This window comes from Bradyrhizobium sp. OAE829, from assembly GCF_040546575.1.
Lineage (GTDB): Bacteria > Pseudomonadota > Alphaproteobacteria > Rhizobiales > Xanthobacteraceae > Bradyrhizobium.
In genome coordinates this window covers 1,676,875-1,699,348 of record NZ_JBEPOE010000001.1, presented here as the reverse complement: position 1 = coordinate 1,699,348, position 22,474 = coordinate 1,676,875, and the positions used below count along the sequence as shown (strand labels likewise).

The following is a 22,474-nucleotide window of genomic DNA, read 5'->3' as shown; positions in this document are numbered from 1 at the left end:
CGGCACGATTCAGATTTCATTTTCAGAACAGCATTGCGGAGGGAGAGCCATGTCGAACGAAGCAGCCAATGTCGCGATCCTGAAGGATGCCTACCGCCAGTGGCACGAGAGCAAGGGCGGCAGCGTCGAACAATTGTTGAGCATTTGCGATCCCGGTGTCAGATGGGGTTCAGTGCCCCGCGGCGTGGCTCCGCTGGCCTTTGCAACCGAATACAGCAGCCGCGACGCCTTGCACGCCTATTTCGACGGGCTGCTGGCCGACTGGGCGATGGTGCACTACACGATCGACGAATATGTCGCGCAGGGCGACGCCGTTGTCGCGCGCGGCTCGTGTAAATGGACCTACAAGAAAACCGGGAAAACCGCCGAAACGCCGAAGGTGGATTTCTGGCGCTTCAAGGACGGCAAGGCGGTTGAATTCTACGAGTATTTCGACACGGCCTGTGCCGCTGCAGCGGCCACATAAAGCCGGTTGCTATTTCGGTTGCCCTGCTCATACCATCGGGCAGGGAGAGCGCCATGACCGAAGCTGCAGAACATTTCGACGTCCTCATCGTCGGCGCCGGGCTCTCCGGCATCGGCGCCGGCTTTCATCTGCAGCAGAAATGCCCCGGCAAGAGCTACGCCATCCTCGAGGGGCGCGACTGCATCGGCGGCACCTGGGACCTGTTTCGTTATCCCGGCGTCCGCTCCGACAGCGACATGTTCACGCTCGGCTATTCGTTCAAGCCTTGGACCGAGCCGAAGGCGATCGCCGACGGGCCGAACATTCTCAACTATGTGCGGCAGACCGCCGTCGAGAACGGCATCGACCAGAAGATACGCTTCAACCACAGCGTCAAACGCGCGTCGTGGTCGTCGCAGGATGCGCGCTGGACCGTGGAGGCCGAGCGCAAGGAGGGCGAGGGGGGCCCCGAGACCGTGCGCTTCACCTGCAATTTCCTGTTCATGTGCTCGGGCTATTACAAATACGAGGAAGGCTACACGCCGGAGTTTGCAGGATCAGCGGATTTCGCCGGCCGCATCGTGCACCCGCAGAAATGGCCAGAAGACATCGACTATGCCGGCAAGCGCGTGGTGGTGATCGGCTCGGGCGCGACAGCGGTAACGCTGGTGCCGGAGATGGCCAAGACCGCGTCCCACGTCACCATGCTGCAGCGCTCGCCGACCTATGTGGTGGCGCGGCCCGCGGAAGACGCGCTCGCCAACAAGCTGCGGCGCAATCTGTCCGCAAAGCTCGCCTATCACATGATCCGCTGGCGCAACGTGCTGTTCGGCATGTATTTCTTCCAGCTCTGCCGGCGCAAGCCCGAGCGCGTCAAGGAGTTGATCCTCGGCGGCGTCAAGATGGCGCTCGGGCCGGATTACGACGTCGCGACGCATTTCACGCCGCGTTACAATCCCTGGGACCAGCGGCTGTGCCTGGTGCCTGATGGCGACCTGTTCAAGGCGATCCGGGACAAGCGGGCCTCCGTCGTCACCAACCAGATCGACACCTTCACGAAGAACGGCATCCGGCTGAAGGACGGCGGCGAACTCGAAGCCGACATCATCGTGACCGCGACGGGGCTTGTCCTGCAGGTGCTGGGCGGCCTCGAAGTCAGCGTCGACGGCAGGAAAGTCGATTTCTCGAGAACGCTGAACTACAAGGGCATGATGTATTCGGACGTGCCGAACATGGCTTCCGCGTTCGGTTACACCAACGCGTCCTGGACGCTGAAATGCGATCTCACCTGCGAATATGTCTGCCGCCTGATCAACTACATGGACCGGCGCGGCTACAAGCAATGCGTGCCGCACAACCTCGATCCCTCGATATCGGAACTGCCTTCGCTGGATTTCTCGTCCGGCTATGTGCAGCGCGCGATCGCGCAGATGCCCAAGCAGGGCTCGAAGCGACCGTGGCGGCTCTACCAGAACTACGCCCTCGACATCGTCACGCTGCGCTACGGCAAGATCGACGACGGGGTGATGCAATATTCGTGACGGCCTCGCCGCGGGCTGTCAGTGGCGCCAGCCGGAAAGCGCCCTGCGTAATTTCGCGTATACGCGGGCCCGTGCAAATCGTTCAGTCTGCTCCAACGGTTAACACCGGATTAACCGGTGCCGCCTACGCTGTCTGGCCTGAGGCTAACTGACAGCACGAGGAAGCCCATGGACGCCCAGCGAATTGCCGTCGATGCCGTGGTTGCATTGACCGATTGCGACCGCGACGCGGTCGTTGCCTTTATCCGCAGGCTCTATCTGGCCGGCGTCACGGACCCCAAGCGGCTGACCTTCAAGGGCCTGCAGGCGATGCGGAGCTGATTGCTCCTACACCGCAGTAATGAAAAAGCCCCGGAGCTGGTCCCGGGGCTTTGCTCTTTGCATAGAAGATCGGAACCGCCTATTCCGGATTGCCGATCGCAACCTTGAGCGTGCCGACGCCATCGACGCCGCATTCGATCTTGTCGCCCGGCTTGAGCTGGGAGACGCCGGCCGGCGTTCCCGTCATGATGATGTCGCCGGCGGCGAGCGCGACCTGCTGCGAGAGCTGCCAGATGATTTCCGGCACGTTCCAGATCAGCTCGGTCAAATCGCCCTTTTGCGTTTCGGTGCCGTTGACCGTGAGCCAGATCTTGCCCTTGGCGGGATGGCCGATCTTTGATGCCGGCTGCAGCGCCGAGCAGGGCGCGGAATAGTCGAACGACTTGCCGACTTCCCACGGGCGCTCCTTCTTGCGCGAGGCGATCTGCAGGTCGCGGCGGGTCAGGTCGATGCCGACGGCATAGCCGTAGACATGGTCGAGCGCCTTGTCGGCGGGAATATTGAGGCCGCCGCTCTTCATCGCGACGATCAGCTCGACCTCGTGATGCAGGTCCTTGGTCAGCGGCGGATAGGGAATGGTGGCGCCGTCAGGCACCAGCATGTCGGCGTGCTTGGCGAAGAAGAACGGCGGCGCGCGCTCGTCATTGCCCATCTCGCGGATGTGCTCGAGATAGTTGCGCCCGACGCACCAGATGCGGCGCACGGGATAGGACTTTGTCTCTCCGACGACGGGAAGCGACGGCTGCGGGGGGACGGGAATGACGTAGGATGCGGCGTTCATGAAATGGGTCTCTGGACGGGTTTTGGGGTGGAACGGCGGCGATAGCTTTACGCGGTTGCGCTGATCGGCGCCAGACTGGGGTGACCGGCGTCGCGCTGTTGCAGGCGGAAGAACGAGGCGTAGCGCCCGCCGCGCCGCAACAGGTCGTCATGCTGGCCGCGCTCGACGATCTCGCCGCCTTCGACCACCAGGATGGCGTCGGCGTGCATGATGGTGTGCAGGCGGTGGGCGATCACGATCGTGGTCCGGTTCCGGCACAGATGCTCGATGGCTTCCTGTACGGCTTTCTCGGATTCCGAATCCAGCGCGGCGGTGGCCTCGTCCAAGAGGATGATCGGCGCGTTCTTGACCAGCGCCCGGGCCACCGCGATGCGCTGGCGCTGGCCGCCGGACAGCTGCGTGCCGTGCTCGCCGACCGGGGTGTCGTAGCCGAGCGGAAAACCCATGATGAAGTCGTGGGCACAGGCGGCCTTGGCGGCGGCCTCGATCTCGTCCCTGGTGGCGCCGACCTTGCCGAAGGCGATGTTGGCGCCGATCGTGTCGCGGAACAGATAAACGTCCTGGCCGACATAGCCGGTCTGCTGGCGCAGCGAATGCCGCGACACGCCCGAGATCGCCTGTCCATCGATCAGGATGGCGCCGTCGCCCACCTCGTAGAGCCGCAGCAGCAGCGCCAGCACGGTGGATTTGCCGCCGCCGGACGGGCCGACCAAAGCGGTGGTCTTGCCGGGTTCGGCGATGAAGCTCATGCGGCGCAGCACCGGCTCGCTTGGCCGGTAGGCGAAGGTCACGTCGCGAAACTCGACCCGCGCGTCCGAGAGCTTCAGGGCCGGCTTGTCGTCGTCGGCGGGCTCGGTGGGCGGGCTGTCGACGATCTCCAGCAGCTTGCGCGCGCCGATCAGATTGCTGTTCAACTCGATATTGAGCCGCGCCAGCCGCTTGGCCGGCTCATAGGCCAGCAGGAATGCGGTCAGGAACGAAAAGAACTGGCCGGGCGAGGCGCCCATCGCGACCACGCGATAACCGCCATACATCAGTCCCGCGGCGATCGCGAAACCGCCCAGCGTTTCCATCAGGGGGCTCGACCGGCTGGAGACCCGCGCCATCTTGTTGGCGTTGCGTTCGACGGCGGTGATGCTGGCGTCGATGCGCTCGCGCATTGCCTGCTCGAGCGTGAACGCTTTCACGGTGCGGATGCCCTGCAGCGATTCCTGCATGGTTTCCATGATGTCGGCGGTGCCGGAGAACTGGTTATGCGCAAGGCCCTTGATGCGCTTGACGAGCTTGCGCAGCACCAGCATCGCCGGCGGGGCGACGCCGAAACCCAGCAGCGCCATGTACGGGTCCGTCATCAGCATGACGACGACGAGCGCGATCAGCGACAGCAGATCGCGGCCGATGGCGTTGATCAGGAGATTGAGGACCTGTGTCACCGACGTGGCGCCGGCGGTCAGCCGCGCCAGAAATTCCGAGGAATGCCGCTCGGAAAAGAAGGCGATGTTTTCGCTCATCAGCTTGGCGAACAGCTGGCGCTGGTTGTTGGCCAGGATCGCGTTGCCGATCTGCGACAGGATCACGGTGTGGCCGTAGGTCGCCGCACCCTTGAGCGTGAAGATGACGATGGTGACCAGCGACAGGATCGCGATCCCGCGCACGTCCTTGTCGACATAGGCCTTGTTGATGACTTCGCCGAGCAAATAGGCGGAACCGGCCGTCGTCGCCGCCGCAACCCCCATCAGCGCGAACGCCAGCAGGTAGCGCCGCCAATAGGCGAGGCCCTGTTCGGCCACCAGGCGGCGAATCAGGATCGCTGCGCCATAGGGGTCGTCGGTGATTTTTCTCGGTGTTTCTTTGGGAAGTTCGGTCATCCGCGTTCCATTGACGGCGCTGGGCATGAATGACCCGCGTGTCAGGGCTGCTACGGTGACTGCTTGCCCGCTAAATGGCGGTTTTTCAAGCCAAATAACAGCTTGATTTTACGCTGATTCCGCGTGCCGGCCGAGGCCGCCGCGCTCGTGGAACAGCCGCTCTTCCCAGGCCAGCGCGTGGGTGGCGATGGTCTCGAGATCATCATATTGCGGCGTCCAGTCCAGCGTCGAGCGGATGCGGCTGGTGTCGGCGACCATGGTCATGATGTCGCCGGGCCGGCGCGGCGCGTACTGGACCGCGAAATTGCGCATGGCGACGCGGCGGACCGCTTCGATGGTCTCCAGTACCGAATAGCCGCGGCCATAGCCGCAGTTCAGCGTCACCGAATCTCCGCCGCTGCGCAGATACGACAACGCAGCGAGGTGCGCCTGCGCGAGATCGCTGACGTGAATGAAATCGCGGATGCAGCTGCCGTCCGGCGTCGGGTAATCGGTCCCGAACACGTCGATCTTGGCGCGCTGTCCGGTGGCGGCTTCGACGGCGATCTTCAAAAGATGCGTCGCGCCGACGGTGGCAAGGCCGACGCGTCCCTTCGGATCGGCGCCGGCGACGTTGAAGTAACGCAGCGCGACATATTTCAGATCATGCGCCGCGGCGACGTCGTGCAGCATCAGTTCGGTCATCAGCTTGGAAGAACCGTAGGGCGACAGCGGCCGCGTCGGCGCATGCTCGGGCACCGGCACCTGGTCCGGATTGCCATAGACGGCGGCGGTCGACGAAAAAATGAAGCGGTTGACGCCGCCCTTGACGGCTGCGTTCAGCAGGCTGCGCGTCGTCATGGTGTTGTTGCGGTAATAGGCCAGGGGATCGCGCATCGAATCCGGCACCACCACGGAGCCGGCGAAATGGATGATGCTCTCGACGCCGTGCTGGGACAGCACGCCCTCGACGAGGTTTTCGTCGCCGGCGTCGCCGATGAACAGCGGCACGCCCTCGGGCAGGAAGGCGGAGAATCCGGTGGAGAGATTGTCGATCACGACGACGCTTTCGCCGGCGTCCGCCAGCGCGTGAACCATATGACTTCCGATATAGCCGGCGCCACCGGTGACAAGCACGGTCATGGGCTTACCCTCTCTCCCAGTTGTTGCCGCCGATGCTAGCCGGGGCGCGGTGAAGAGTGGGTTTCGGCATGAGTGAACTGGCCACTATGCTTAATGTTGCGTATAGGAACCCATGTAAACGGAGCCGGACGTGCCGATCGAGAACAATTCAGCCGATGATCTGCAGCTGATCGTGCCGAATCTGCACAGGCGCTATTCCGGCGTCACGGCAACCAACCGGATGGTGGCGCCGAAGCTCGCCCAAATGTTTCGCGCGGCATGGCTCGGTTCCCACGCCCCTGACGGCATTGCGCGGATGGGGTTCGGCGATTTGCCAAAACTCTGGCGCCGCCGCACGCCGCTGATCTGGCACGCGCGGCGCAACGACGAAATGATTGCCGGCGTGTTGTTGCGCGCGCTCGGCTGGCCGCTGAAGCTCGTGTTCACGTCGGCGGCGCAGCGGCATCATAAATCGCTGACCCGCTGGCTGATCCGGCGCATGGACGCGATCATCGCCACCAGCGCGCTCTCGGCTTCCTTCCTGAAGCGCGAATCAACGGTCGTGATGCATGGCGTCGATACCATCAGTTATGCGCCGCCGGCCGATCGCGCAGCGGCGTTTGCGCAAAGCGGATTGCCGGGCCGCTATGCGATCGGCTGCTTCGGCCGCGTCCGTGCGCAAAAGGGCAGCGACGTCTTTGTGGAGGCGATGTGCCGGCTGCTGCCGCGCTATCCGGATTTCACGGCCGTCATTGTCGGTGCTGTCGTGCCCGAGCAGCAAGGCTTTGCGAACGGCCTGAAAAAGCAGATCGAGGCCGCCGGCCTGCAGTCACGAATTATCATCACCGGAGAGATCGAGATCGAGGAAGTGCAGCGCTGGTATCAGCGGCTGACGATCTACGCCTTCACCTCGCGCAACGAAGGCTTTGGACTGACGCTGATCGAGGCGATGTCATCCGGCGCGGCATTGGTGGCGTCACGGGCGGGGGCGGCCGAATTCGTGGTCGAGGACGGCGTCACCGGCGTGCTGACGCCGCCCGGCGACGCTGATGCGCTGGTCGCGGCGCTGGAGCCGCTGATGCGCGATCCTGCCTCGGCGGCGGCGATGGGAATTCGGGCGCGCGCGCGCGTGCTGGAGAAGTTCAGTCTCGATGCGGAGGCGAATGCGATCGCCAAGGTTTATCGCGGGCTTTCTATTTCGTCTCCAAACGCGTGATGTCCGATTCATCCAGATGAGCTGTTTTCTCATCAAGAAGCGGATTTGAGTGCCAATCGGCGCTATCGCCGGCCTCGCCGTGCTTGACGGTGTGAATGACCGAATTGCGATACATGTAAACGTTGTGCGAAACGTTCGGCTCGGTGGTGCATATCTCGTTCGGTCCGAATATGCGGATCTTCAAGGCCCCCTCGACCAGTTCGGCGAGAGCCATTTTGCCCCGTTGGACGATATAGGTTTCGCGAACGTTGCGGTGATAATGGCTCTTTTGCCAGCCGCCGCTGTCGATCGCCTCGGTCCGGATATAGGCAGTGCCATCGTCGTGCTTGAGGCGAAATCGAAATTCGCCGTTTGGCATTTCGTTGTGTTCGATCGAGACGCCCTTCGCCCGCGCTTCTTCCGGTCCAACGCCGCGCGGTTGATCAGCCATGTCAGGAGACGTGTGTTTGCTGCAGGATATTGGCGACAAATGCATCGAGGTCGCCGCCGGCGAACAGAAAGCCCGGCAGGCCGACGGCTTGCCCGGCCTCGATATCGGTCGGGCGGTCGCCGATGACGAAGCTGCCGGCGTGGCGCACCGGCCAGTGCTGCATCAGATCATGGATCATGCCGGGGCTTGGCTTGCGCCAATGATGATTTTCGAGATAGCCGGCGACGGTGCCTTCCGGATGGTGCGGGCAGTACCTGATGTCGTCGATGACGGCGCCTTGCGCCGCGAGCTCGGCGCGCATCCAGTCATGCAGCGTGTTGAGTTCGGCTTCGGTGAAGTAACCGCGCGCGATGCCGGCCTGATTGGTGAAGAAGAACACAAAGTAACCGGCATCGTTCAGCCGCCGGATCGCCTTTGCCACATTCGGCATCCAGCGAATCCGTTCCTGCGTTCCGACATAACCGTCGTCATGGTTGACGACGCCGTCGCGGTCGAGGAAGGCGGCGGGCTTCTGAATCGAGCGGGCGAGGTCGGCACCTCTCATTTCTTCGAGGCCTCGCGCATCATCGCCTGTTCGATCTCGTCGCAGATGCCGTGGCCGATGGCGAGATGGATTTGCTGCACTACCGGCGTGTCGTCGGTCGGCGCCACCAGCAGATGGTCGCAATCCGCGCCCATCGCCACGCCCTTGCCCCCGGTGAACCCGATCGTGACAAGACCGCGCTCGCGCGCCTTGCGCAATGCCGCCAGAATGTTTGGAGAGCGCCCCGAGGTGGTGAGTGCGAGCAGCACGTCGCCGCGCACGCCGAGGCCTTCGACCTGGCGCGCGAAAATCTGCTCGAAGCCGTAATCATTGCCGATCGAGGTCAACGCCGACGTGTCTGTCGTGAGCGCGATGGCGGCGTAGCCGGGCCGCTCCTGCTTGTAGCGGCCGACGATTTCGGCGGCGATGTGCTGGGCGTCGCCGGCGCTGCCGCCATTGCCGATGATCAGCAGCTTGTTGCCGGCGCGCAGCGCCGCAATGATCGCGCCCGCAATCGCATGCGCAACGGCCAGCAGCGCCGCATCGCTATTGGCGCGCTCCAGCGCGATGAGCGACTGTTTCAGATGGGCCGCGATCGGGTCTTTCGAATTCTGGTTCAAGATGCACCGTCAGGGTTGCAACGCGCGAATTCTGCCTTGGCAGGCCTTGGTACTGATCGCGCGGCTCACGCGCAAGCTCACGAGGGTTGATGTGCACGCGCGCGGGCTTCGCCAAGCACGCGCTGCACGATCTCGACCACGTCGGATGCCGGGATGTCCCGCATGCAGCGATGCTCGTTCATGGTGCAGACCGTGCGCTGGCAGGGCTGGCAGGCAAGCTGCGATCTGGTTTGCAGGACGGTTGCCGCCAGGCCGTTCAGCGGCGCCCAGAGATAGGGGCTGGTCGGCCCGAAAATGCCCATGGTCGGCGTGCCGATCGCGGCCGCAATGTGCATCAGGCCGGAATCATTTGAGATGGCGACGCTGGCCGCCGCCATCGCCAGGATTCCGTTGCGCAGATCCGACCCGGTGAGGTCGCGAATTCGGGGTCCCCCGGCGGCCACGATCTCCTGCGCCAGCGCCTTTTCGCCGGGACCGCCGACCACCCAGACCTCAAAGCCGCGTTCTGCCAGCAGCCGGGCGGCTTCCGGAAAATAGGTCCAGCGCTTGGACGCTCCGACGGAACCGGGGCCCAGCGCCACCGCAGGCCCCGTACCCAGCCCATTGGCCTGCCGCCAATGGTTGGCATCCTCCGGCGGCACGGCCAGTTGCGGCACCGGCCATTCCGGCGGCAATGCCGCGCCGTCGGGCAGCGCCAGAGCGGCATTCTTGTCGATAAAGCGGGGCAGGGCCTTTTCGCCCCAGCGCATCCGGTTGATCAGCCCGAACCGGGCTTCGCCGAAAAAGCCTACCCGTTCCGGGATACCGGCCAGCGTCGGCGCAATCGCCGCCTTCCAGGTCCGGGGCAGGACCAGGGCGGTCGCGTAGCCCCGCGACCGCAATTCCCTGGCCAGACCCTGCTGCCTGGCCACCGCCAGCCGGCTGCGCGGCAGGTCCCAGACGATCCCGGCGCGGACGCCCGGCATGTAATCGACCAGGGGCGCGCACAGGGAGGTCACCAGCAAATCGACCGGCCGATTCGGCCAACGGGCCTTCAGGACCCGCACCACCGTATGGCCGCGGACAAAGTCGCCGATCCACATATAGGGGATGATCAGGATCGGTCGGGTGTCGGCCGCATCCTGCATCGCGATCCCATCTATTGAATCTTTATTCATATCTTTGGTGTCTGACGACTGGTCTTTTCCGGCTCCGTCGGTAACTGCTCCGCACCGGCAGGTAAAGTCGTGCCCGCGGTCTTCACCACGGCCCACAACCCAAGTTGCCTGCCGGGCAGGACTGGGGCAAAGCTGGCGCCGCACAATCAGGCAGGGGACGGCATGTTACTGGTGACCGGTGGCGCCGGTTTTATCGGATCGAACGTCGTGGCCGCGTTGAACGACGCGGGCCGCACCGACGTGGCCGTGTGCGACATCCTCGGCCATGACGGCAAATGGCATAATCTGGCCAAGCGCCAGCTTGCCGACTTTGTCCCGCCGGCGGAACTGATGGACTGGCTGAAGGGCCGGCGGCTCGACGCCGTGATCCATCTCGGGGCCATTTCCGAGACGACGGCGACCGACGGCGATCTCGTCATTGAAACCAATTTCCGATTGTCGATGCGGCTGCTCGACTGGTGCACCGCGAACGCGACGCCGCTGATCTATGCGTCCTCTGCGGCCACCTATGGCGATGGCGAGCGAGGCTTTCGCGATGACCAGTCCGTGGAAAACCTGAAAAAACTTCGGCCGATGAATCTGTACGGCTGGAGCAAGCATCTGTTCGACATGGCGGTGGCCGAACGCGCCGCGCGCGGCGAGCGGTTGCCGCCGCAATGGGCCGGGCTGAAATTCTTCAACGTGTTCGGGCCCAATGAATATCACAAGGGCACGATGATGAGCGTGCTGGCGCGGCGCTTCGACGACGTCAAAGCCGGTCGCCCCGTGCAATTGTTCAAGTCGCACCGCGAAGGCATTGCGGATGGCGATCAGCGCCGCGATTTCATCTATGTCGACGACGTCGTTCGCGTGACGATGTGGCTCTTGGCGACGCCTCATGTCAGCGGTCTGTTCAACGTCGGAACCGGCACCGCGCGCAGCTTTCGCGACCTGATGCTCGCGGCCTACGCCGCGCTCGGCGCCAAACCGAACATTGAGTATGTCGACATGCCCGAACAGATCCGCGGCAGCTATCAATATTTCACCCAGAGCGAAGTCGATCGGCTGCAGCACGCCGGATATAACGGCGGCTTCACGGCGCTGGAAGACGCGGTCGACGCCTACGTGAAGGGTTTCCTTGACCGCGCCGACCGCTTCCGCTGACGGGCCACAGGTAAGACCATATGTTCGATTTTGACGCCCTGTCGCATGCCATTGCCAGCCGCACCGTGCTGTGCGTCGGCGATCTCATGCTGGACGAGTTCATCTATGGCGAGGTCTCACGGATTTCGCCGGAGGCGCCCGCGCCCGTCATCGCGGTCCAGCGCAGCGAGACCAATGTCGGCGGCGCCGGCAATGTGGCGCGCAATATCGCCTCGCTCGGTGCGCGCTGCATCTTTGCAGGATTGATCGGCGAGGACGAAGCGGGCGCGAAACTGCGGGCAGAGCTTTCGCGTGAAACCCGGATCGAGGCCGTGCTGGTGACCGATCCCAGCCGGCCGACGACGCGAAAAGTGCGTTTCGTCTCCGAGCATTTTTCCACCCATATGCTGCGCGCAGACTGGGAACTGGCGCAGCCGGCGGCGCCCGACATCGAGCAAAAGCTGATCGACGCCATCCTGCCGCAACTCGGCCGTGCCGACATCGTATTGCTGTCCGATTACGCCAAGGGCGTGCTGACGGCGCGTGTGATCCGCAATGTGATCGACGCCGCCAAGAAGCTCGGCAAGCGCGTGATCGTCGATCCCAAGAGCGCCAACCTAGCGATCTATCGCGGCGCGACATTGCTGACGCCCAACCGCAAGGAATTCGCCGAAGCGACCCGCAGCCGCGCCGACAGCGAACAGGGCATCGCCGATGCCGCTCAGGATGCGATGTATCTGGCCGATTGCGAAGCCATGCTGGTGACGCAAAGCGAGCACGGCATGACGCTGGTTGTTCGCGGCGGAGAGGCGATCCATGTGCCGGCGCTTCCGGTGAAGGTGCGCGACGTCTCGGGCGCCGGCGATACGGTCGCGGCCGCACTGGCCCTGACGCTCGCCGCCAACGCCGATTGGGAGACCGCGCTGCGGATGGCGAATGCTGCCGCCGCCGTTGCGGTCGGCAAGAAGGGCACCGCCACCGTCACGCCCGCCGAACTGCGGCGAAAAATCCTGCCGCATGCGTCGCTGGCGGCTGAGGAAAAAATCGTGGCCGCAGGCGGCGACCTCGACGTTCATCTGGCGGAATGGCGCAAACAGGGCCTGCGCGTTGGTTTCACCAATGGCTGTTTCGACATCCTGCATCCCGGCCACGTCAAGGTGCTGACCGCGGCGCGCGGCGCTTGCGACCGCCTGATCGTCGGATTGAACAGCGATGCCTCGGTCAAGCGGCTGAAGGGCGAGGGACGCCCGGTGCAGGACGAACGCGCGCGCGCCGAAGTGCTGGCGGCGCTGGAGGCGGTCGACCTCGTCGCGATCTTCGAAGAGGATACGCCGATCGACCTGATCACGCGCGTGAAGCCGAGCGTGCTGGTCAAGGGCGGCGACTATACCCGCGAGCAGGTCGTCGGCTACGAGGTGGTCGAGGCTTGCGGCGGCGAGGTGCTGTTGATCGATATTCTGGCCGGGCACTCTACGACCTCGCTGGTCGAACGCGCCCGCGGAGGCGCTGCGTGAACTCCACCGCGGACAGTTCACCGGCAACTCACACACTCTCGGCCTGGCGCGATCCCGCCCGCTGGGCGAAGGCCGCCGATATTTTCGCGGTGCTGATCGCGTTCTCGCTGCCTTGGTCGACCTCGCTGGTCGGCATCTTTGCTGTGATCTGGCTGCTGGCGGTCGCGCCGACGCTCGATTTGAGGCTTTTTCTGCAATCGCTGAAGCGGCCGATCTGCGCGTTGCCGATCGCGCTGTTTGTGTTGGCGCTGGTCGGGACGCTTTGGTCTGACGCGCCATGGGACGTGCGCAGGTACGCCCTCAGTCCCGCAACGAAGCTCCTTGTCCTGCCGCTGCTGTTCTATCACTTCGAGCGCTCAGCGCGCGGCATGTGGGTGTTGGTCGCCTTTTTGGTCTCCTGCGCGCTGCTGATGGTGATGTCCTGGCTGGTCTTGATGTATCCAAGCCTGACGCTCAAGCCGGAAGGTGCCGACCGCGGTATTTTCGTCAAGAACTACATCGACCAGAGCCAGGAATTTGCGTTGTGCGCGGTCATACTCGCTTATCCCGTCATCACACTGTTGCGGGACAAGAAGCTCTGGCAGGCGTTGCTGCTGATCGCGCTGGCGGCGAGCTTTATCGCCAACATGGCGTTCGTCATCGTATCGCGCACCGCGCTCGTCACCATGCCGGTCATGCTCGCGGTATTCGCGCTGATGCACCTGAAATGGCGGACCAACGTCATCCTGTTCCTGATCACGATCGTGCTGGGCGGGCTGGCGTGGACGGCGTCGCCCCAGTTGCAGGCGACGACCGACAGGTTCGTGCGAGAATACCGGTTGTACAAGGAACTCAACCAGCCGACGTCGCTCGGCTTGCGGCTGGTATTCTGGGAGAAGTCGCTGCGGTTTTTTGCCGAGGCGCCGATCATTGGACACGGGACCGGGTCTACGCGGAGGCTGTTCGAGGCCGCCGCCACCGGTCCCGCGGGACTTGTCCAGCGCGAGGTGATCGGAAATCCGCATAACCAGACGCTTAACGTCGCGGTCCAATGGGGTTCCATCGGGGTCGCCCTCTTGTATGCGATGTGGCTGGTGCATCTGCTGTTGTTTCGTGGCGAAGGCCTGGTGGCCTGGATCGGCCTCATGGTCGTCCTGCAGAACTTCTTCAGCTCATTGTTCAACTCGCACCTGTTCGATTTCCACGAGGGCTGGATGTACGTGCTGGGTGTCGGAGTGGCCGGCGGCATGATACTGAGAGCCAAGGATACTGAGGGCCGATACTAAGGGCGGAAGCGACATGCCGGCGTCCACAGGCTGATAGGTCAGCGATTCAGGGATCAGCGACACCGGCCGTAAACGCTGGTTTGGATGATCGAGATGAGCTATCAGCGGGGTTTGACGTTGCGGGACAGGTTTAGTTGATCAAGGGCATGACGCGTCTTTCCCAATTAACGGTGCGGAACCTGCTGATCGCATTGCATGATGCGCTTGCGACCGGCGCAGCGTTGCTTGCCAGCTTCTTTCTCCGGTTCGAAGGCGACATGTTCTACGATCGCCTGCCGTTGCTGCTGCGCATACTGCCGTTTTTCGTCATATTCAGCGTTGTCGTCTGCTACTTCTCCCATCTCACCACGACGAAATGGCGGTTCATTTCGCTGCCGGATGCGTTGAACATCCTGCGCGCGGCGACGATTCTGACGCTCGCGCTCGTGGTGCTCGACTACGTGTTCGTTGCGCCGAACGTGCTTGGCACGCCTGTCGCCCCGAACGTGCCGGGGGCGTTCTTTATCGGCAAGATCACCATCATCCTCTACTGGTTTCTCGAGGTGTTCTTCCTGAGCGGATCGCGGTTCGCCTATCGGTACTTTCGTTACACGCGCGCGCGACTTCATGCGAAGGCCGAGAACGCTTCGCCGGCGCTTCTGGTCGGCCGCGCTGCGGACGCCGAGATTCTGCTGCGCGCCATCGAGAGCGGCGCCGTCAAACGCATCTGGCCGGTCGGCGTGTTGTCGCCGTCGCCGGCCGATCGCGGGCAGTTGATTCGCAACATTCCCGTGCTGGGCGGAATCGACGACATCGAGGACGTGGTTCGCGATTTCGAGGCGCGCGGCAAGCCGATCGCGCGCCTCGTGATGGCGCCATCGGCGTTCGAGCCGGAAGCGAAGCCCGAGGCGGTCCTGATGCGCGCCCGCCGGCTCGGCATGATCGTCAGCCGGCTGCCGTCGCTGGAAAGCGGAGAAACGCGCGCGGCTGACCACAGTTGCCGTCGAGGACCTGCTGCTGCGTCCGAGCGAGGCCATCGACTACGCGCGGCTCGAAACCCTGGTGAAGGGCAAATCCGTCATCGTGACCGGCGGCGGCGGGTCGATCGGCTCGGAAATCTGCGAGCGCGTCACGACGTTCGGCGCCTCACGGCTGCTGGTGATCGAGAATTCGGAACCGGCGCTCTATGCGATCACCGAAACGCTGGTCGAGAGCGGAACCACGGCCGAGATCGACGGCCGAATCGCCGATATCCGCGATCGCGAGCGGATCGTGCGCCTGATGAGCGAGTTCAAGCCGGATATCGTGTTCCATGCCGCCGCGCTCAAGCATGTGCCGATCCTCGAGCGGGACTGGAGCGAGGGGGTCAAGACCAACATCTTCGGCTCGGTCAATGTTGCCGACGCGGCGCTGGCCGCCGGCGCCAAGGCGATGGTGATGATTTCGACCGACAAGGCGATCGAGCCGGTCTCGATGCTGGGCCTGACCAAACGCTTTGCCGAAATGTACTGCCAGGCGCTGGACCATGACCTGGCGACGCAGTCGGACGGCAAGCCGCGGATGCGCCTGATTTCCGTGCGGTTCGGCAACGTGCTGGCGTCGAACGGGTCTGTCGTGCCGAAGTTCAAGGCGCAGATCGAGGCGGGCGGTCCGGTCACGGTCACCCATCCGGACATGGTCAGGTATTTCATGACCATCCGCGAGGCCTGCGATCTGGTGCTCACGGCCGCGACGCATGCGATGACGCCGGCACGTCCCGATGTTTCGGTCTATGTGCTCAACATGGGACAACCGGTGAAGATCGTCGATCTCGCCGAGCGCATGATAAGGCTTTCGGGATTGCAGCCCGGTTACGACATCGAAATCGTCTTTAGCGGGATGCGGCCGGGAGAACGGCTGAACGAAATCCTGTTCGCCAGCGAGGAGCCGACCATCGAGATCGGTGTGGCGGGCATCATGGCCGCCAAGCCCAACGAGCCGCCGATGCAGGTGCTGCGCAAGTGGCTCGCAATATTGGAGGAGGCGATCGCGAGAGATGATCGTGCCACCATCAGGGCGGTGCTCAAGGACGCGGTGCCCGAATTCGGATCGACGGCGGCTTGATCGCGACCAGCGCCTTTTCCGTTTCGACAGGGCTCTAGCGCTGGTCCGTCTGCGCAACGCGCGCTTGCGAAAACTGAAACAAGACGGCGGTAACAACGCAAGCTCCAAGCGCCAGCATCGTCAGATCGATGCTCCTTGAGGAGGCGGCGATCGTCGTCATCGCCAGGCCAGCCAAAGCGAGATTGAGCAGGAACACGCGGGCGATGACCTGCGTGACGCTGAACCCGTTATCCGTCGCGCGCTGATAGAAGTGCGATCGATGAGCGTCCCAGAACCGTTCGCCTTTAACCAGCCGCCGAAACAAGGTGATCGTCGCATCGGACAGATAATAGAGCGGGAGCAAAATGGCCGCGGCGAGGTGTTGACGGGATGCCAGTTCAAGCAGGCACCAGCCGGTGAGCAGGCCGATCGGCAGGCTGCCGACGTCGCCGAGGAAGAGTTTGGCCACGGGCCGGTTGAACGGCGCGAATCCCAACAGGGCGCCGGCGAGCCCCAGCGCGATCGGCAGAATGTTCGCAGGAGCCTCACCCAGGAGCGCGATCGCACCGAGCGCGACAGTCATCGGAACCATCTCGGCAACCGTCATCCAGTCAAGACCGTCCATGAAATTTACGAGATTGATGAACCAGAGCATCCCCAGCACGATGAAGGCCCGCTCGATCGCAACGGGGATGGTCTCGAAGAATCGGATTTGTGGGGGAAGGGCCGTGAACAGCACCACGACCACGGCCAGTTGAAGCGTCAGACGGGGAATCACCGGGATCGGGCGAACATCGTCGACCATGCCTACGGCAGCGAGGCAGAAACCTGCAGCAAGCACGATCAGAACGGACGTTCCTGAAGCGGTCGAGCCAGACAAAACTGTCAATGCTGCACCGATGGCGGTAGCGGCAATGACGGCCAACCCCCCGCCCTGGGGCGTCGGCGTCACATGCGACGATCGCGCATTCGGCCTTGTGAGCGCGTAGCGTTGCAGCAGGGGACGCAGCGCCAGAATCAGAATCGTACATATCACCGCGGCCGTGGCCGCGATTGCCAGCGATGTGGTCGGTGCGAGGGCGGTCATAAGAGCATAATTGGCGATTGTCCGATTTTTGGTATCGATGACCTAGCAGGTGAACCGGGCCACAAGCTCGACAATTCGCATCCCGGATGGGAGCACTGTGAGCAGCACAACCGCGGCCAGCTGCAAGGCAAGCCGCGGGATAACCGGAATAGGTCTGAGATCGGTAGCGATCATGAAAGTCCGTCAGCGGCAATATCCAGCCGCAAGGCATATAGGGAGGCTGCGCGTAGATCAATCGACGAAGAGCGAAGGCATCGCAGAGGTGGCTACCGGTTCAATAACGTGTTCATGAGACGGCGATAAGAGCCGAGGGTAATTTCGCGGGTATGGTGCGAAGCAATCTCTACCGCCCCCGATAGGCTTTCCATGCCGTGCTCCCGAATTCGATGCGGCCTCGGTGATCGCAGCAGCAATTGCCACGGGACCTTCGGGAGGCACCACCCAGCCGACGTCTTCTGCGCGGATTATTTTCCGGCTCATGTCGCGGCCGATCACCACTATGGCGTCGAACCAACGGATGATGGTCTTATTTGCGGACCGGAACCCACGGGTCAGCATCGACGACACTCCCATAAATCCGGCCATCACCAGGGTGTCGGGATAAAGATCGTAGATGATCAGGGCGGAGCCGGCTTTCTTGAGCCGAGCAGCTAGCGCGACCGCATATGGCAAGGTGAATGGCGTCGTCACGCATTACGCGCGCGTCGATTAGGAATCGCGGGATTTTCAAGCCGTCTCATGGCTATGATTCCAACGGCAAGTCCGAAGAAGAATTGCAAACTGTATGAATAGGCAAATGCGCCGGAAAGCGCGGTGCCCGAAAGATTGAATACGTATAGCGCGATCGCGGATCTTTCTGCGGATGAAAACAGGCTCCAGCGGCTAATGGCGGCCACCACAGGAAACAGGGTAATGATGCAGAATAACAACAGGCCGACAATTCCGGTTTCATAAAGTAGTTCGAGGTGCAAATTATGGGGATAGTGTTTGGACCCTTCCGCGTTGCGAAGTAACCAATCGGGCGCACCAAAGCCGTCATTCACCGGGAACATGCCAACGCCGCGGCCGAATAGAAGCCGATCAGGTTCCGCCAAGATGCGCGCTGCCGTTCTGGCCCAAATCTGTATTCGGAAGCCCGGTCTAGGATCCTGAATTTCCCGAATAGTACGAGAAATTGCATCTCCCGCATTCGGATCGACGGCCTTGTCCCCGAGCGCCTGCTGATAGAACCAGTTCGATGTAACTCCGGCTACGATCACGACAGCGATAACGCCAAACGCGACTTGCTTCCTTGAACGCACCCAAAGAGGTGCGGCTACCAGGAAAAGTAGACTGCATACCAGTGCTACCAGCGCTCCCCTGGCTGCAATGTGAAACATGAACAGGAGAACCAATGGCAACGCGCAGAATGCGAGAACGCGCGCTGTTCGATTTGAGCTAAGCCCAAGCGCTGCAAGCGCGGCCAAGCAGAGCACAGTTCCAATGTTCTGGTGAAAGGTGAGATAAATTGCCGACTCACCAACACCAAACACATCATGGATGAAGCCATCCCGCATCAGGTCGCCAAATCTGACGACATGCTGCGCGATGAACATCAAATAGACAGCACCGGCGGCCGCGAGCGTCCATAATACCCCGACAACGGCGCGCGCAGCGGCAAAGCCGAAAGTCATGAACAGTGCGTGAAAAATCAGAATTCCCAGCAGATGGGTTACGGGAACCAAAGGCAGGGAGTGGGTTAGAAAACTGATGATGATCGCGGTGTAAAACAGGCCCAGAACGACAATGATTTCTGTTATGCCTCCCGCCGCTGCGAAGGCCCGCCGCCAGCTCATCGCGATCAGTCCGCAACCGATTGCGACAGAAGCCGAGAATATTAAAGTGGATCCGATCAGGTAGAAGGGCACGAACACCTTGGCGAAAGCTGCGACGGTGACGGCGATCGATGTCCACTTCGCGAGGTCTCGGCTCTGGGACTTACCCAGCATGGCATTCTCTCGGAATCGGTAGCTTACCCCTGCATGCAGGTGATTGTGGCGTTATGCCGGATCGATGCTCCGTTGAACAGCTAAAATGTCGTCGTGCACATCGACCGGTCGAGAGCAGTCATGTCGGCTCCGCGAGCCGTGGCACGTTCCGCGACGACGCCGAGAAAACCGGCCATCACCAGGGGACGGGATAGAGATCGTAGATCGATCAGGGCTGAGCCGGTTTTTCTTGAGCCAAGTAGCTAGCGCGACCGCTTATGGTAAGGATTGGCGTCGTCACGCAGAGAGCGGGACATCTAGGGCCCCACGTTCTTCAGTGCAGCGGAGAACATTCGGATGGACAACAACACGGACGCGATCGACCGCGAAACCAACGTGGATTTTCCTGGCCTCTAGCTCTTGATCGCCTAATTCTTCTTCGTACACAGCGGGCCACCTAGCGAGTGATGGTAGTCTGGAGTTGACGCGGTTCCATCTCATTGATTTCGCGACGAAATATCCCGATTATTTAATCGCTTGAAGTTTGTTCATCGCGTGAACAAATCGCTTGACGTTCACGGCGTGAACGCGCTAAAGCGCGCTCGATTGCGGGGGCCAAATTGCGTACGCTACCGAGCGAAAGCGGCGAAGACGAACGGATACTGTTGGGTTTGCTCAGTTCGGTGGGGGACGGGGCGAGTTCGCAGCGGCGAATCGCGTCGGATCTCGGCATCGCGCTCGGCCTCGTCAACGCCTACCTCAAGCGCTGCGTGCTCAAGGGCTATGTCAAGGTCAGCCAGGCGCCAGCTCGCCGTTATGCGTATTACCTGACTCCGCAAGGCTTTGCGGAAAAGTCCCGCCTGACGGTGGAGTATCTCACCTATTCCTTTTCGTTCTTCCGTGAGGCCAAGGCAGATTGTGCGCGGGCTTTTGCAACGGCGAAAGAGCGCAATCTCAAAAGTCTCGTGTTGTGTGGCAAATCCGACTTGGCGGAGATCGCAATTCTTTCCGCTGCCGATTCCGAGGTGTCCGTCGTAGCCATCGTTGATGCGAGCGCTGACGAGACACTGTTTGTCGGCATACCTGTTGTCGATGGGTTTGATCGCGTTTCCGTACCGTTTGACGCGGTTCTGATCACGGACCTTGTTGGCGCCCACCGCGCCTTTGACGAAGCGACCGAGCGCTATGGTGCCGATCGTGTGCTGGCTCCGCGGCTGCTCCGGCTGCACACCGCCCAACGCGTGGAGGGCAAGCAATGACGATGGCGCCCGACGCGCTCTGGTACGTGGTTCAAACGCAGGTCAATGCGGAAGCAAAGGCCGCGCGCAATCTCATACGTCAGGGATTTGAGATCTATCTGCCGCGCTATCTGAAGCGGCGCAGCCATGCACGCAAAATCGACAAGGTCGCAGCTCCGCTGTTTCCGCGTTACATGTTTGTGCAAATGGACATTGCCACGCAGCGGTGGCGGTCAGTTCAATCAACATACGGTGTCTCGAACCTCGTGCAGAACGGTTCCGATCCCGCGGCGGTTGCCGCTCAGGTGATCCATGCGCTAAAAGCGCGCGAAGACGCGAGCGGTTATGTAACGCTGGACCAGCGCGCGAAATTCGCGATCGGCGACAAAGTTCGCGTGCTGGCGGGTGTTTTTGCTGAGAATCTCGGGCTTTTCGACGGCATGGCCGATCGCGATCGCATCGCCATCCTGCTGGAACTCCTGGGACGTAAGGTTCGGGTTTCGCTGGAGGCGGACCTGGTCGCTGCGGCCTGACGGTCGCTACAGAACGAGCATGCGCGATATCGCGCGTGCTGGCGTGAGATTTGCCGGTGGTCTGGTGACAGTTCGAGTCACCCGGACTGCGGTAGCTTGAGAATATCCATCTCGAATGCTTGCAGTGAGGCCGTGATGTTATCCTTTGCATTGATTGGGGCCGCCGGGTACGTGGCGCCTCGGCACATGAAGGCGATCCATGCCGTGGGCGGCGATCTCAAGGTCGCTTATGACCCGAATGATTCCGTTGGCATCCTCGACAGCCATTTTCCGGATGCGAATTTCTTCACCGAGTTTGAGCGGTTCGACCGCCATATCGACAAGCTTCGCCGTCGCGGCGACAAGATCGATCACGTGTCGATCTGCTCGCCGAACCATCTTCACGATGCGCATTGCCGTTTCGCGTTGCGCTCGGGCGCCGATGCGATCTGCGAGAAGCCATTGGTGCTCAATCCCTGGAACATCGACGGCCTGGCCGAAATCGAGAGGGACACCGGCCGCAAGATATCGACCATACTGCAGCTTCGGCTGCACCCCGCGATCTTGGCGTTGCGCGAGAGATTTGCGACCAGCAACAAGCGGCACAAGGTTGAGCTCTCGTACGTCGCTTCGCGCGGGCGCTGGTATTACGCGTCGTGGAAGGGCGAAGATGCGAAGTCCGGCGGGGTCGCCACCAACATCGGCGTGCACTTCTTCGACATGCTAAGCTTCATATTCGGCAATGTGAAACGCAACGAGGCCTATCTCCGCGAGCCGGAGCGGGCGGCCGGATATCTGGAATGCGCGCGCGCCGATGTCAGCTGGTTCCTCTCGGTCGACCGCAACGATCTGCCGGCCGAGGTGCAGGGCAAGAAAACCACCTTCCGCTCGATCACGGTCGATGGCGAGGAGATCGAATTCTCTGAAGGGTTCACCGACCTGCACACGCGAAGCTACGAAGAAATCGTCGCCGGTCGGGGTTTCGGGCTCGACGAAGTGCGCTCCTCCATCGACATAGTCTCGACCTTCCGAAGCGCGCCGATCACTTCGGGCCGCGAATGGCGACATCCCGCGATGCGCAAAGCTGCCGCGAAATGAGCGAGATGCGCGAAGACCCGCGCTTTCCCGGCGCGCTGATCCATGCCTCGAGCTATGTCGACGAAGGCGCGATCATCGGCCGCGGCACCAAGGTCTGGCACTTCTGCCACGTGCTGGCCGGCACCGTGATCGGGGAGGGCTGTTCGATCGGGCAGAACGTCATGATCGGCCCGCGCGTGAAGGTCGGCAATGGCTGCAAGATCCAGAACAATGTCTCGCTCTATGACGGTGTCGAGCTTGCCGACGACGTGTTCTGCGGCCCGAGCTGCGTGTTCACCAACGTCAACAATCCGCGCGCCAATGTCTCGCGCAAGGATGAATTCCGCACCACGCCGATTGGTCGTGGCGCCTCGATCGGCGCCAACGCAACCATCGTCTGCGGACACGCGCTCGGTGAATACTGCTTCATCGGCGCGGGCTCGGTGGTGACAAAGGACGTGCCGGCATTTGCGCTGATGGTCGGCAATCCGGCGCGGCGGATGGGGTGGATGAGCCGTGCGGGCGAGCGGCTGGGCAGCGAACTCGTGTGCCCGAGAAGCGGGGAACGCTATCATCAGGCCGCTTCGGGCTTGCTGCAGTTAGTCTGAAACACGCATAGTAGGCAGGC

21 protein-coding genes and 1 pseudogene are annotated in these 22,474 nt (G+C 62.3%); 12 read left to right on the top strand and 10 right to left on the bottom strand.

What is annotated here, in order from left to right; all coding sequences use genetic code 11:
* Positions 1–49: 49 nt before the first annotated feature.
* The 3 genes from ABIE49_RS08355 (at position 50) to ABIE49_RS08345 (ending at position 2,307) form a co-directional block, all read left to right on the top strand.
* Entirely contained in the window at positions 50–466 is a 417-nt protein-coding gene (locus ABIE49_RS08355) for a nuclear transport factor 2 family protein (RefSeq protein WP_192737843.1), read from the top strand.
* A gap of 53 nt (positions 467–519) precedes the next feature.
* Entirely contained in the window at positions 520–1,986 is a 1,467-nt protein-coding gene (locus tag ABIE49_RS08350; protein WP_192737842.1) for a flavin-containing monooxygenase, read from the top strand.
* Between the two features lie 168 nt (positions 1,987–2,154).
* A complete protein-coding gene (locus tag ABIE49_RS08345) occupies positions 2,155–2,307 on the top strand; it encodes a hypothetical protein (protein ID WP_192737841.1) in 153 nt (50 codons plus the stop codon).
* A gap of 79 nt (positions 2,308–2,386) precedes the next feature.
* Here the strand turns inward: ABIE49_RS08345 and ABIE49_RS08340 are convergent, their stop codons facing one another.
* The 3 genes from ABIE49_RS08340 to galE all read right to left on the bottom strand — a co-directional run bounded on the left by ABIE49_RS08340 (position 2,387) and on the right by galE (position 6,078).
* The gene (locus ABIE49_RS08340) at positions 2,387–3,088 is read right to left on the bottom strand and encodes a fumarylacetoacetate hydrolase family protein (protein ID WP_192737840.1); all 702 of its coding nucleotides are present in this window, start codon (positions 3,086–3,088) and stop codon (positions 2,387–2,389) included.
* Positions 3,089–3,135: 47 nt separating this feature from the next.
* Entirely contained in the window at positions 3,136–4,956 is a 1,821-nt protein-coding gene (locus ABIE49_RS08335) for an ABC transporter ATP-binding protein (RefSeq protein WP_192737839.1), read from the bottom strand.
* Positions 4,957–5,064: 108 nt separating this feature from the next.
* Entirely contained in the window at positions 5,065–6,078 is a 1,014-nt protein-coding gene (gene galE, locus ABIE49_RS08330; RefSeq protein ID WP_192737838.1) for a UDP-glucose 4-epimerase GalE, read from the bottom strand.
* Between the two features lie 130 nt (positions 6,079–6,208).
* On the opposite strand from galE, the gene ABIE49_RS08325 reads away from it, so the two are divergent.
* A complete protein-coding gene (locus ABIE49_RS08325) occupies positions 6,209–7,273 on the top strand; it encodes a glycosyltransferase family 4 protein (RefSeq protein ID WP_192737837.1) in 1,065 nt (354 codons plus the stop codon).
* Here ABIE49_RS08325 and ABIE49_RS08320 read toward each other — a convergent pair.
* The 4 genes from ABIE49_RS08320 to waaF all read right to left on the bottom strand — a co-directional run bounded on the left by ABIE49_RS08320 (position 7,251) and on the right by waaF (position 10,003).
* Positions 7,251–7,631 (bottom strand): cupin domain-containing protein, encoded by a 381-nt coding sequence (locus tag ABIE49_RS08320; protein ID WP_192737836.1) that lies wholly within the window; start codon positions 7,629–7,631, stop codon positions 7,251–7,253. The genes ABIE49_RS08325 and ABIE49_RS08320 overlap by 23 nt on opposite strands.
* 73 nt (positions 7,632–7,704) lie before the next feature.
* A complete protein-coding gene (locus ABIE49_RS08315; RefSeq protein WP_192737835.1) occupies positions 7,705–8,247 on the bottom strand; it encodes a D-glycero-alpha-D-manno-heptose-1,7-bisphosphate 7-phosphatase in 543 nt (180 codons plus the stop codon).
* Complete coding sequence (locus tag ABIE49_RS08310) at positions 8,244–8,846, bottom strand: D-sedoheptulose 7-phosphate isomerase (RefSeq protein ID WP_192737834.1); 603 nt, start codon at positions 8,844–8,846, stop codon at positions 8,244–8,246. Before ABIE49_RS08310 ends, ABIE49_RS08315 begins: the two co-directional genes overlap by 4 nt.
* 77 nt (positions 8,847–8,923) lie before the next feature.
* Entirely contained in the window at positions 8,924–10,003 is a 1,080-nt protein-coding gene (gene waaF, locus ABIE49_RS08305) for a lipopolysaccharide heptosyltransferase II (RefSeq protein WP_192737833.1), read from the bottom strand.
* A 162-nt stretch (positions 10,004–10,165) separates the two neighbouring features.
* Here waaF and rfaD point away from each other — a divergent pair, with 162 nt between their 5' ends.
* The 4 genes and pseudogenes from rfaD to ABIE49_RS08285 all read left to right on the top strand — a co-directional run bounded on the left by rfaD (position 10,166) and on the right by ABIE49_RS08285 (position 15,986).
* Positions 10,166–11,146 (top strand): ADP-glyceromanno-heptose 6-epimerase, encoded by a 981-nt coding sequence (gene rfaD / locus ABIE49_RS08300; protein WP_192737832.1) that lies wholly within the window; start codon positions 10,166–10,168, stop codon positions 11,144–11,146.
* Between the two features lie 20 nt (positions 11,147–11,166).
* A complete protein-coding gene (gene rfaE1 / locus ABIE49_RS08295) occupies positions 11,167–12,639 on the top strand; it encodes a D-glycero-beta-D-manno-heptose-7-phosphate kinase (RefSeq protein WP_192737831.1) in 1,473 nt (490 codons plus the stop codon).
* Complete coding sequence (locus ABIE49_RS08290; RefSeq protein WP_192737830.1) at positions 12,636–13,904, top strand: O-antigen ligase family protein; 1,269 nt, start codon at positions 12,636–12,638, stop codon at positions 13,902–13,904. The genes rfaE1 and ABIE49_RS08290 overlap by 4 nt, the downstream gene beginning before the upstream one ends.
* 146 nt (positions 13,905–14,050) lie before the next feature.
* Positions 14,051–15,986, top strand: a pseudogene (locus tag ABIE49_RS08285) (SDR family NAD(P)-dependent oxidoreductase).
* Positions 15,987–16,020: 34 nt separating this feature from the next.
* Here the strand turns inward: ABIE49_RS08285 and ABIE49_RS08280 are convergent.
* The 3 genes from ABIE49_RS08280 to ABIE49_RS08270 all read right to left on the bottom strand — a co-directional run bounded on the left by ABIE49_RS08280 (position 16,021) and on the right by ABIE49_RS08270 (position 19,040).
* Complete coding sequence (locus tag ABIE49_RS08280; protein ID WP_192737828.1) at positions 16,021–17,052, bottom strand: MraY family glycosyltransferase; 1,032 nt, start codon at positions 17,050–17,052, stop codon at positions 16,021–16,023.
* Between the two features lie 231 nt (positions 17,053–17,283).
* Complete coding sequence (locus ABIE49_RS08275; RefSeq protein WP_192737827.1) at positions 17,284–17,742, bottom strand: hypothetical protein; 459 nt, start codon at positions 17,740–17,742, stop codon at positions 17,284–17,286.
* Complete coding sequence (locus ABIE49_RS08270) at positions 17,739–19,040, bottom strand: O-antigen ligase family protein (RefSeq protein ID WP_192737826.1); 1,302 nt, start codon at positions 19,038–19,040, stop codon at positions 17,739–17,741. Before ABIE49_RS08270 ends, ABIE49_RS08275 begins: the two co-directional genes overlap by 4 nt.
* 599 nt (positions 19,041–19,639) lie before the next feature.
* On the opposite strand from ABIE49_RS08270, the gene ABIE49_RS08265 reads away from it, so the two are divergent.
* The 4 genes from ABIE49_RS08265 (at position 19,640) to ABIE49_RS08250 (ending at position 22,454) form a co-directional block, all read left to right on the top strand.
* Positions 19,640–20,278 (top strand): winged helix-turn-helix transcriptional regulator, encoded by a 639-nt coding sequence (locus ABIE49_RS08265; RefSeq protein ID WP_192737825.1) that lies wholly within the window; start codon positions 19,640–19,642, stop codon positions 20,276–20,278.
* Positions 20,275–20,790: a transcription termination/antitermination protein NusG gene (gene nusG / locus ABIE49_RS08260; RefSeq protein ID WP_192737824.1), complete on the top strand. Its 516-nt coding sequence runs from the start codon at positions 20,275–20,277 to the stop codon at positions 20,788–20,790. The genes ABIE49_RS08265 and nusG overlap by 4 nt, the downstream gene beginning before the upstream one ends.
* A 135-nt stretch (positions 20,791–20,925) precedes the next feature.
* Entirely contained in the window at positions 20,926–21,867 is a 942-nt protein-coding gene (locus ABIE49_RS08255; RefSeq protein WP_192737823.1) for a Gfo/Idh/MocA family oxidoreductase, read from the top strand.
* Positions 21,864–22,454, top strand: coding sequence for an acyltransferase (locus tag ABIE49_RS08250; RefSeq protein ID WP_210337394.1), 591 nt, complete (start codon positions 21,864–21,866; stop codon positions 22,452–22,454). The genes ABIE49_RS08255 and ABIE49_RS08250 overlap by 4 nt, the downstream gene beginning before the upstream one ends.
* Positions 22,455–22,474: the final 20 nt, after the last annotated feature.